Source organism: Arcticibacterium sp., assembly GCF_055134445.1.
In genome coordinates this window covers 1-11,877 of sequence record NZ_JBSRVI010000050.1, presented here as the reverse complement: position 1 = coordinate 11,877, position 11,877 = coordinate 1, and the positions used below count along the sequence as shown (strand labels likewise).

Below are 11,877 nucleotides of genomic sequence, written 5' to 3'. Positions count from 1 at the left end.
ATGTTAGCTTGAGAATTAATCTGACCCTATATCATCAACAAATGGATATCAAACTAATAGAAATGAGCCCTTATACCGATAAGGATGTTTCTGAAGTATTACCCAATGTATTGGAAGATCCTTTGTTCCCCCTGATTACCTCCTATTTATGGCCAGATGTTCCTCTTGAAGAACAATTAGAAAAGGGAAAGGCGATAAAGACAATAGAGGCCTTTCAGAAGGTTTTTATGCACTCGGCAATCAGAACCATTACGGAAAGATCGTCAGATGGCTTGACCTACTCAGGTCTTGAAAATTTAGACCCAGATCAAGCTTATTTATTTATAGCTAATCACAGAGATATATTACTGGATTCTGCTATTCTCCAGACCATATTGGTTGAAAATGGTTTTTCTACGACCGAAATAACCTTTGGCAATAATCTAATGAAAAAAGGATTTATTACCGAGCTGGGCAAACTCAATAGGATGTTTACCGTAGAAAGAGAAGGTACGGCTAGGGAACTGTACGAAATTTCTCAGCGACTCTCTGCCTACATTAGAAATACCATCACACAAAAACAAGTTTCGGTTTGGATTGCTCAAAGATCAGGAAGGACAAAAGATGGCGATGATTTAACACAGACGGGGCTTCTTAAAATGCTATCTATTAGTGGTAAAGGAGATTTTGAAGAAAAAATAGCTCAGCTAAAAATAGTACCTTTAACCATTTCTTATGAATATGAACCTTGTATAGCACTCAAGGTGCAAGAAACTTATCTGTCTTCGCTGCATGCCAAATATGTGAAAGCTCCAGACGAAGACTTCCAAAGTATTGTTTCTGGCGTGAGAGAACCCAAAGGAAGAATACACATGGCTTTTGGTAAGGAAATCAGGAGGGATGATTTAGATTTTGGAAACATAAAAGAGAATGATAAAATAAAGCAACTGGTTCATAAAATAGACCGTCAGGTTTATAATAACTATAAACTGTGGCCTGTTCATTACATAGCTTATGATCTACTTTTAGGTTCAGACAGCTACACCAACCAATATAATCAGGAAGAAAAAGCGGCGTTTGAAACTTACGCCAAAGAAAAACTAAGTCCTTTGGAAGGAGATTATAATTCTTTGAAAAGTATCTTTTTGGCGATATACGCCAACCCTTTAATAAACCGAATAAAAAACAATTAATGGATTTCTTTAAGGAAGACAATAAAACCGCCTTAGAATCAATAGAATACGCCCAGTGGATTGCGTTTGCACCGATGGTCTTTCAGGCCAGCCGACTTTTAAGAGATAAGGGAATCCTTGGTTTGGTACAAGCAAACCACAAAACAGGCATAAGTTTAGAAGATATTTGCCTGCAACTGGCTCTGCCAGAATATACCGTAAGGGTATTATTGGAATCTGGCTTAGGAATAGGTTTAGTAACCAGAAACGATGGGAAATATAAATTGACCAAAACCGGCCATTTTTTACAAAACGATATGCTGACTAGGGTCAATATGGATTTCTCTCATGATGTTTGCTATCAAGCACTCTTTCATTTGGAAGAATCACTAGACCAGGGAAAGCCTGAAGGCTTAAAGGTTTTAGGGAATTGGAACACCGTTTACGAGGGTTTATCTGAACTACCAGAAAAAATTGCGAACAGCTGGTTTGCCTTTGACCATTTTTATTCTGACGATGCCTTTTCTAAAGCTCTAGCGATAGTTTTTAAAAACGCTCCAAAAAAACTCATGGACATTGGTGGCAATACCGGAAAATGGGCCATCAGTTGTGGAAATTACAACCCAGATGTCAATGTAACCATAGTGGATCTGCCGGGTCAAGTGGATATGGCTAAAAAGAATATTGAAACTCATGGTCTTTCTGACAGGATTTCTTTCTTCCCAACCAACCTTTTAGACCCAAATAACGCTTTACCTAAAGGGCATGACGCCATCTGGATGAGCCAATTTTTGGATTGTTTCTCTGATAAAGAGATTGTTTCTATTTTAAAACGCTGCCATGATGCATTAGAAGATGATGGGCACGTATTTATTATGGAGCCTTTTTGGGATAAACAGAAGTTTGCCGCCAGTGCATTTTCACTTCAGCAGACTTCCTTATATTTTACGGCAGTGGCCAACGGAAACAGCCAAATGTACGAGTCTGAGGTGTTTTTGAAATATATCAAACAAGCAAATTTAGAAGTTGTAGAAGAGATTGACAATATCGGCATTTGTCAAACACTTTTAAAGTGTAAAAAACGACTGACTTTCTAAAACAATTTTCGGCAATACTTTGTTCTGCCTTAGTACCTTTATCATATGAGGCAATTCTTTTTTATACTTATTCTGTTTTCACACGTTGCCTTATCCCAAGATTATCTTAGCGGAACGGTGATAGATATTGCCAGTAATATGCCGATAGCGTATGTCAATGTGACTATTCCCGGCACTACTATTGGCACCGCTACGGATAGTTTAGGCCGCTTTAGCATTAGCACACGAGAGAGTGGAAAAAAACAGCTACGGTTTTCGAGCATAGGCTACCAAACACGTGTTTTCAGAATTGAAGATTTAGAAAGCCCAGTGGAGGTATTAATGATACTCAATACCACCGCTTTGGACGAGTTTGTGGTAAGACCTGGCGAAAATCCAGCGTGGGCTTTATTAAGAAAAGTTCATAAAAATTCCGACGAAAACAACCCCTTAAAGTACCCCGAATACAAAGCAGAATTTTACACCAAAACCAAGATACACTTTACTGACATTGAGCGTACTAAAGAGAAAGAAAACCATAATGATAGCACCGCAAAAAAAGGTTATTTGAATTTACTGATGTTGGAAAATGTCGGTAATTTCTATTTTAAAAATGGGCAGCAAAAAGAGGTAGTTTTACATACCATTTCAAATTTACCCAAGATGTTTCCTGTCAACTTGGTTTTTATAAATAACTTAAACCCATTAGGATTTTACGACCCGTATTTTAGATTCAGACCAAGCTTTAGTTCATCTACAGGAAACAGGCCATTAAAGGAAAGAAACTATATTAACCCTATAAAACCGGGCGTTTTTAATCAGTACGATTTCCAACTGAAAGACACTTTAATCAACGAAACAGACAGTACTTTTTTAATTGCGTTTGAACCCTATCAAGGGAAATCCATAGATGCTTTAAAAGGTATATTGAAAATAAACTCAGACGGCTACGCCCTTACTTATTTAGAAGCGGAGCCCGCAGATACTTTACAAGCTCTCAGCTTTAAAATAACCCAAAATTATACCAAAGCAGGTACTAAATGGTATCCTACATTACGAGAAATCAAATTGGATTATCCGTATGAAGACAAAGGAAGAACGGGAATGCTTAGGATAGATTTTTCCAATATTTTCTCAAGTATTTCTGACACTATTCCTCGTAATGAAGTCTATTTTGATGGTGTAACCAGACAAATAGATAACAGAGCACATGAAATCAGCAAGAAGGATTTTGAGGAGATGAGACCTAGGGAGCTTTCTGAAAAAGAAAAACTGACCTACGCTAAATGGGATTTTGACGAAAAGCCAAAGCTAAAAAAAGCCCTTGAAGTGGCAGAATGGCCCTATAAATTGATAACGCCTACCGGTCCGTTCATGCTCACCTTTGACCAGTTTGGGATAAACTATCATGAGAAAATCAGAGCTGGTTTAGGCTTCCAAAACAACCTTACTAAAAATCCCAGGTTTGGGATAAGAGCTAGTGCTGGTTACGGTTTTGGTGATGAAAAATGGAAGTACAGAACCTCCGCATCTTTTCATATGACCAAAGACCGATATAATAAAATCACGGTTTATGATTTAAAGGACATTGGCCCTCCTGGGCAATTAACCTATCTTGGACATAATTACATCACGCCGTCTTCTAGGTTTATTTACTTTAATAGAAGAGGATATTTAGTAGACGAATATCGCAAAACGGGCATAGCCATTTATACCAGACCTATCAGGTGGACTTGGATAAGGTTTTATGCCGAAAACGATGATAAACAGGCTTTAAACTATGAAATAGGTGATAGCTTTGGCGATAAAACCGAGTTTAGAACTTATGGCTTTATGCTAAGGTTTGCACCCAGAGAAAGCTATGTAAGACAGGGACTCTTTGAAACTTTAGGAAACAGAAACTACCCTGTCATTAACCTAAACGGTCAACAATCCTTTGACCGAAATAGTAATCAATCCTTCATAAAGACAGATTTGGGCATCACGCAGCAGTTTAGATGGGAAAAGATGGGTACAGATATCTTTATACTCTCTTTGGGATATGCCAGTGGTAAAATCCCTTATACTTATTTATTCAATAATCTTGGCAGCCAACGTCAGCTATTTGGCGGTACCAGCAGCGATTTTCAAGCAGGAAATCTAACCGAATATGCCTACAATCAATCTGTTAGTTTAAACTGGATTCACAGTTTTGGGAAAAACATTTTCAGACTAAAAACCAAATGGTCGCAACCAGAAATAGCCATTGGTCATAGGTATGCTTGGAGTAATTTAAGTTCAGACATTCAAAACTCCGAAATGAATTTAAAAGACTTTTCTAATGGGAATTTTGAAGCCAATCTGTACTTATATAACCTTGTCAGATTTAAGTTTTTCGGCGTTTATTATGGTTTAGGAGCTAAAACCGCTTATAACTACTCCAAAGATTTTATAGGCACCTCTAGATTTGCCATAAGACCTACTATTTCATTAGCCCTATTTTAATGAGTGCAAAAGGCAACTTTTTCAGCAAAGTCTAGTACACATTTTCTACAGCCACTTCTATAAGTGCATCTTTAAATCAAAAAGCATCCGTTTAACATTTTTTACGTCTTGAGGAACGACAGAATACTTAACTTTATCCTAATTCTCAAAAAATGACAAAAGCCATCTTCATCAGTTTGTTCCTTTGTGCTGCTACCGTGGTTACCCAAGCACAAGGATACTATCCTAATTTAAGCCCACATACGATGCTTATTCAGGAGGTGGGTCATACAGAAATTGTACTAAAATACGACAGACCAGCGGCTAGAGGCAGAAAGATTTTTGGTGAGCTTATTCCTTACGGCAAACTATGGAGAACTGGAGCCGCCTATGCTACCACCATCTCTTTTAGCAAAGACATCAGAATAGAGGACCAAACTGTAAAAGCTGGTAATTATGCCCTCTTTACCATCCCAAATGAACATAGCTGGGAGCTTATCCTAAATAAGGACACCACCCTGTACGGAGCATACGATTACAATAAAGAACTTGACGTTTTGAAAGTGAGCTCTCCCGTTAGGAAACTTGAAAATTATCAGGAATCATTAACCTTTAGCTTTGATATTATTCCAAACGACGCCATATTATCTATAGCCTGGGAAAACACTTTGGTCGCATTTTCTATTGAAACGACTACCAACGAGGACGTCATGAAATATGTAAACGACTCCCTTTTAACGGAAAAAGAAACCATTGCTGATAGATATATAGGAGCTAGTTCCTTTATGACTACCTATAACATGCCCCTTGAAACGGCCTTGAAATTGGTAAATCTTGGATTCGACCGCGAGGAAACAGAATATGCCTATAGCGTAAAACAGGATATTTTAACGAAGCTGGGCAGAAAAGAAGAAGCTAGAACACAAATTCACAAGGCATTGGACTTCATTAAAAACAGAAGCACCTATTCCAAGGAGGATAAAGAGCTTTCAATTATAGCATGGAATAAAAAACTAGAAAAACAGCATTGATTTAAAACTGAGCAATAACTTTAGTAATTTTCAAAGATTTTTAACTATTAACCTTTTACGATGAGAAAACCAACACAATTTAAATGGTTAGCTGTTCTTTCAGCTTGCCTAATTCTTTGTGGTTCGGGTCTACAAGCCCAAAGCAAACAAGAGAAAAAAATATCAAAACTGAAGACCAAGCTTGAAAAAGCGATGGCCGAAACAGAAATCACGGAGCCCGTAGTGGCTATGGTGAAAAAGGATTTACCCGCAACCGTAAAAGGAGCTTCTGTTGAGGGTATTACCGAATATACATTGGCCAACGGCATGAAGGTTTTACTTTTCCCTGACCAAACCCAACAAACCGTTACCGTAAATATTACTTATATGGTGGGTAGCCGCCATGAGGGTTATGGAGAAACAGGAATGGCTCACCTTTTAGAACACATGGTGTTTAAGGGTTCTCCTAGACATACAGATATTCCGAAGGAACTCTCTGATCATGGTGCAAGACCTAACGGAACTACATCTGTAGACCGTACCAATTATTTTGAAACGTTCAATGCTACGGAAGAAAACCTAAAATGGGCATTGGATTTAGAATCTGATAGAATGGTGAATTCTTTCATCAAAAAAGAAGATTTAGAGTCGGAATACACCGTAGTGAGAAATGAGTTTGAAATGGGTGAAAACAACCCCAACAGCGTACTTTCTCAAAGGATAGTTTCTGCGGGTTATGTTTGGCATAATTACGGAAACTCTACCATTGGTTCACGTGAAGATTTGGAGCGAGTGCCGATTGATAAGCTTCAAGATTTCTATAAAAAATATTATCAGCCAGACAATGCTATTTTGATAGTAGCAGGAAAAATTGATCCTGAAGCTACATTAAAAATGATCAATGAGTATTTTGGTGGAATACCAAGACCAACAAGAGTACTGAGCGACACGTATACCAAAGAGCCTGCTCAAGACACAGAGCGAAACATTACCCTTAACCGTATGGGAGATGTGCAGTTTTTAGGTGCTATGTATCACGTACCTCCAGGAACGCATGCAGACTATGCGGCGGTGGATGTTATTTCTGACGCATTGGCTTCTGCTCCGTCGGGCCCTTTGTACAAGGCAATGGTAGACACTAAATTGGCTTCACAAGTCTTTGGCTATGCTAGGTCACTTAAAGAGCCTGGTTACAGTTATTTTGGTGCGGTAGTGCCTAAAGACAATGACATTAAAGAAGCTAGAAAAGTATTTTTAGAGACTATTGACAAGGCCATAGAAACTGGATTTACCCAAGCTGATGTAGACAGAGCAAAATCTCAAACGGCTAAATATTTAGGTCAAGTAGCAAGAGATTCGGAAGCTTTTTCTAAAATGCTGACAGAGTTTATAGCCCTAGGAGACTGGAGAACTTTCTTCCTGTTTAGAGATGCGGTAGAAAATGTAACGCTTGAAGATGTAAACAGAGTTGCTAAAAAGTATTTCAAAGGCTCAAACAGAACCGTAGGTCAGTTTATTCCGACTACAGCACCAGACAGAGTAAATGTACCTGAAGCACCAAATGTAGCCGCTTTAGTAAAAGACTATAAAGGCAAAGAAGTAGAAGAAGTAACGGAGGTTTTTGAGGCTACTACAGATAATATCGACAGCAGAAACACTATTGGTAAGCTAAGCAACGGCATGAAATACGCTTTGCTTTCTAAAGGCACAAGAGGAAATGTAGTATCTGCCAGCATGACCATAAGAGCGGGAACCAAAGAGAGCCTAACAGGCATAGGCATGACCGATAACCTTACGGCATCTATGCTAATGAGGGGTTCTAAAAACCTTGACCGTCAGGCTATCAAAGACAAACTGGATGGCATGGAAAGTTCTGTGAGTATTGGAGGTGGAGCCAATACCATTTCGGTGGGCATTAATACCACTAAAGAGCATTTATCTGAAGTGCTTGCTTTGGTAGAAGATGTTCTTAAAAACCCTGCTTTTGACCAAACCGAGTTTAGTAATCTTAAATCAGAAATGAAAACTGGTTTAGAATCGCAGCAAAACGAGCCTATGCCATTGGCACAATTGGTTTTCAGAAAGACCATGAGTCCTTACCCTAAAGGTGATGTACGTTATGTACCTTCTATACCTGAGCAGTTAGAAATGCTAGATGCCGTAACTATTGATGGCATGAAAGCTTTGCATAGCAAACTTTACGGAATGTCTAATGCTACAGTTTCTATTGTAGGAGATTTTGACCAAGAGCAAATAGTAAAAGAATTGGAGAAGCGTTTTGGTGCTTGGAAAAACCCGACGCCCTTTGTAAGAATAGCGAACGATTATCTTCCTAATCCAGCTGGTGGCACTAAAATAGAAACACCAGACAAAGCCAACTCGCTGATGCTGACGGGTATCAATCTTAAAATGACAGATGCCTCTCCGGATTATCCTGCTCTTTATGTAGGAAACTATCTTTTAGGCGGTGGATTCTTAAACAGCCGATTGGCCATGAGATTACGTCAAAAAGAAGGTATTTCTTATGGTGTTGGTTCTCAGTTTTCGGCTTCGTCTATAGATGAGACGGGGTCTTTTATGACTTACGCCATCTTAGCTCCTGAAAACTCTGAAAAGGCCGAAGCTGCTATTAAAGAAGAAATCAACAAAGTCAGAAACGAAGGTTTTACAGCAGATGAATTACAAAAAGCTAAAGAAGGTCTGTTACAAAGTCGTCAATTATCAAGGTCGAAAGACGATGAACTAGCCGGAAAACTAAACGGTTACCTGTACTTGGACAGAACCATGGATTACGATGCCAATTTTGATGCAAAACTTAACGCTCTTACGCTAGAGCAAGTAAACAATGCCTTCAGAAAGCATATAGACCCATCAAAACTTACGCTAGTAAAAGCAGGTGATTTTGAAAAGAAATTTTCTGAAGAAGCTCCAGCACAAACTGCACCAGCAGGAAAACTTTCTGGAGCGGAATAGGCTTTTAGCTATGATTAGTCCCGATAGCCATCGGAGAAAGAGACTGCCATTTGGTGGTCTCTTTTTTTTATACCATTACGGGTATAATTTAGTAGACTCAAGGGCAAAGTATACCCGATTGGGTATAAAATCAATTAGCTATAAATGTCTATATTTTAGATACATACCTGGGAAAAGTAAGTGAAAAAGCCGCTTCCAATTTATTTCAGAATTATCTTATCGGGTAATGTAGGTTTCTTGACAGATCTTTTGAAGGGCTCTATTTTCTCTACTTCAGTTTTTAACATAAAATCTGGCTTTTCAATAATTTCAAAGTCATCCGGTAATAGGTTTGAAATACCTTCCTCGCCCCAATTATTACGCAAAAGCATATTGTTGGGCTTAAGCAACCATCCATTTTTATTAAATGTGAAATACTTATTTGGAACTTCTAATTGTGAAAAAGCATACGGATAATCGCTGAAAGGGGAGTTTCTATTGGCAACATTCTTATTGAAAATGAGCAGCGGTAAATCAGTAACTAGCTTATATTCATCCGTAAGGCTGTCTTTCTGTAATAAATCTCTAACTATGGCTTTATGGAAAAAGCCGTCAACCGAGCCATCATCCAAACTTACTTTTCCTAAGTAATAATTTCGAATTTCATTCATTTGAAATATAATGAACCCATTTTCGGCAGTAGTTCCGTTAACTAATGAAACCAAGAAATTTCGGAATGAATTGTCATATGCACGTCGGCGGTTTTTATAAATTTTCTTTAAATCTTTTACCAAATTTACTTCCAGGCTATCGAAGAACTTATTGGTGGCTTGATAGGTAAGTTTCCCATCCGACTCAAAAAAATCGACGTCCACTTGTAGTTTATAGCCTAAAGCCTTGTTAACAATCAAAAGTGGCTCTCTAGAATAGGCTGTTACGATTGATTGCGTTTTGTCATAATCTAATTTTATTACGCCCGGATTTAAGATTTCGCATTTACTAGCGAAAGGTGTGTCGCCCAAAAGTCCATCTTGAAAAATTCGCCACTTTCTTCTCCAAAATCTGTCCATTTTGGCGGTAACCCTTATTTCAGCAAGGTCTGTTCTAGATTCTAGGCGGAACAGTACTTTTTTGCTTTTCCCATCTTGACTTAATGTTACTTTCCCAGGCTTAAAACCAACGAAACTAGCCACTAATTCTAATTTTTGAAGATAGGCAGGTACCCAAAGTTTGTAATTGCCCAAAGTGTCGGTCGTGCTAAAAACGGACGTGTTATTTAAATATACTGTTGCAAAAGGAATTGGGTTTTCCGCAGCATCTACTACCCTCCCAAAAATCAAAATGTTATTGCTTTGTGCTTTTGCACCTATTTGAAATGCAAAAATCAAGAGTAGCACTAAACAACTTATCCTTTTAACTATCAACACTTTATGCGTTTCTGCACTTTGGTTTAAAAAATCATTTAACAATAATGCTGAAATTCAAGGGATTTAAAGACTCGAAGGAGATGTTTTTTTTACTGATTCATGTCCGTTTAAATTTGGCTAATTTCTTTTTTTAAAACGGTCCTATTTTTATGGGGATACTACACTAACCATTTGAATATAAACCCTTTTGACTAAAATATTTCGTTATCTCGGATTATCTGCGGGAGACTAGAAAATTGGTAAAGTTTATAGAACAGTGCAGCGTTCAATTTTATTATTTTTATAGAGACTGACTTTAGTGGTCTCTTTTTTTGTGGTTGGCTTTCTTAGAGCCCCTAGGGAGACTCGAAAGGTTTATAAGACCATGAAAAAGAAACCGAAAATGTGGCAAAAGCCAATCCTGAATTAGTGGCGAAACTAAAGAATAATTTAAAGAGCGGAGGCAATACCAATATTAAGCTCTTAAAGCCATTTTCTTATATCGAAGTTACGTTAGATTAAGAAATAGATGACGGGTTTTGTGCGTTAAGCAATACCTTTGAGCTTTATTATAAAATTGTTTTAATAGCCCACAGGTTCTAAAGACAAACACTCATCAGTTCCAATCTATCTACATGCAACAAGCATTTATGAAACTAAAAACAATCTTCGTACTTAGTTTTATCAGTTTTTATTTGAGTGGTCAATCCTACCAAACCGTAAAAAAAGTAGTTAGTCTGCATGACGAACAGAGCTTTTATTTGAATTCTGCCACTAGAATTGGTGGCAAAACAAAGAATTCAATAAAAATAGATTTACCTAAAAACACGGTTCAATGGTTTTATTCATTCACTACCAGTCCAAATGAAAGCGAGGCCAATCCGCTGAATAAAAACCTAAAATTAGGGCTTCAACTAACCAATTTACTTTTAAACAGTGCCATAGAAAGTACCACCATTGGCCTCACGGCTAAGGCCGCTTTTCAAGTTTTGAAACCCACGGGTGCTGGTGTGGTGGATATTTACTTAACCGATTTAGAAGGTCATAATCAATTTATAAAAAAAGACATTCTAGGCTTTTGGCCCAATTCAGACCCTAAAACATACAAAGAAGGAAGCAGAGAAAACGCTAAAGATGGCGTAGTGATGGTAGATGATTTAAAATCGGGTTCGGTGTATTTATGTTTTAAAAACCCAAGTTCTTTGGAGGGCGTTTTTGTAACTATTGAAGTGTCTGCTATCGTAGCGGTAGAAGAATATGTGGATGTTTGGAGCACAGTAAGTAAGCAAAACCTAAGCATCGAATGTCTAAATTCTTTCCTGAATAAGAATGAAACAGCAAAGCTAATCTGCAGCTGTAGAACCGACAAAATAATTAAAAAATATACGCCTAAAGCATACAACGCTTTTAGCCAAAACGAGAAAACGCTGATTCTCAAAAATGAATTAAATGCCTGTTATAATGAAACAGAAAACATGACCCAAAATGACCGCATTAAGTCCATAGAGGAAGAAATCAGAGGATTTGCTGCGGTAAAAGACTATAAGAAGTTAATCCTAAAATATGAAGAATTAATAAGTCTTGGCGTAGAAAATGACACTATTTATAATGCCATTGGACATTACAATTTATTGATCAAAAACTTCAAAAAAGCAAAAGAATACCTCACCATTGGCTTGGGCAAAAATGCCAATAATTTATTACTGCAGAGCAATCTAGCCCACTACTATCTATTTACTGGAGAGGTAAAAAATGCCGAAAACATATATCTAAAATATGCCAAGTCCAAAATCACAAAAAAAACCACATGGAAAGATGT

The 11,877-nt window shown here is 37.7% G+C and carries 7 protein-coding genes; 6 read left to right on the top strand and 1 reads right to left on the bottom strand.

Features of this window, described 5'->3' with window-relative positions:
• The 5 genes from ACTBZY_RS07250 to ACTBZY_RS07230 all read left to right on the top strand — a co-directional run.
• The coding region (locus ACTBZY_RS07250; RefSeq protein WP_463045688.1) for a 1-acyl-sn-glycerol-3-phosphate acyltransferase at positions 1-1,172 on the top strand (1,172 nt) is incomplete at its 5' end.
• Positions 1,172-2,248, top strand: coding sequence for a methyltransferase (locus ACTBZY_RS07245; RefSeq protein WP_463045687.1), 1,077 nt, complete (start codon positions 1,172-1,174; stop codon positions 2,246-2,248). The genes ACTBZY_RS07250 and ACTBZY_RS07245, both read left to right, overlap by 1 nt.
• A gap of 45 nt (positions 2,249-2,293) precedes the next feature.
• The gene (locus ACTBZY_RS07240) at positions 2,294-4,711 is read left to right on the top strand and encodes a DUF5686 and carboxypeptidase-like regulatory domain-containing protein (protein WP_463045686.1); all 2,418 of its coding nucleotides are present in this window, start codon (positions 2,294-2,296) and stop codon (positions 4,709-4,711) included.
• 152 nt (positions 4,712-4,863) lie between these two features.
• Entirely contained in the window at positions 4,864-5,721 is an 858-nt protein-coding gene (locus ACTBZY_RS07235) for a DUF2911 domain-containing protein (RefSeq protein ID WP_463045685.1), read from the top strand.
• 60 nt (positions 5,722-5,781) lie between these two features.
• Positions 5,782-8,673 (top strand): M16 family metallopeptidase, encoded by a 2,892-nt coding sequence (locus ACTBZY_RS07230; protein ID WP_463045684.1) that lies wholly within the window; start codon positions 5,782-5,784, stop codon positions 8,671-8,673.
• A 200-nt stretch (positions 8,674-8,873) separates the two neighbouring features.
• Here the strand turns inward: ACTBZY_RS07230 and ACTBZY_RS07225 are convergent, their stop codons facing one another.
• Complete coding sequence (locus tag ACTBZY_RS07225) at positions 8,874-10,121, bottom strand: carboxypeptidase-like regulatory domain-containing protein (protein WP_463045683.1); 1,248 nt, start codon at positions 10,119-10,121, stop codon at positions 8,874-8,876.
• Between the two features lie 587 nt (positions 10,122-10,708).
• On the opposite strand from ACTBZY_RS07225, the gene ACTBZY_RS07220 reads away from it, so the two are divergent.
• Positions 10,709-11,877, top strand: a 1,169-nt coding sequence (locus tag ACTBZY_RS07220; protein ID WP_463045682.1) for a tetratricopeptide repeat protein, incomplete at its 3' end; no start/stop codon positions are given.

What these genes read in the sequence shown, in the direction of transcription:
- ACTBZY_RS07245 (WP_463045687.1), top strand. Translation starts at nt 1,172, where the DNA reads ATGGATTTCTTTAAGGAAGACAATAAAACCGCCTTAGAATCAATAGAA.
- ACTBZY_RS07240 (WP_463045686.1), top strand. Translation starts at nt 2,294, where the DNA reads ATGAGGCAATTCTTTTTTATACTTATTCTGTTTTCACACGTTGCCTTA.
- ACTBZY_RS07235 (WP_463045685.1), top strand. Translation starts at nt 4,864, where the DNA reads ATGACAAAAGCCATCTTCATCAGTTTGTTCCTTTGTGCTGCTACCGTG.
- ACTBZY_RS07230 (WP_463045684.1), top strand. Translation starts at nt 5,782, where the DNA reads ATGAGAAAACCAACACAATTTAAATGGTTAGCTGTTCTTTCAGCTTGC.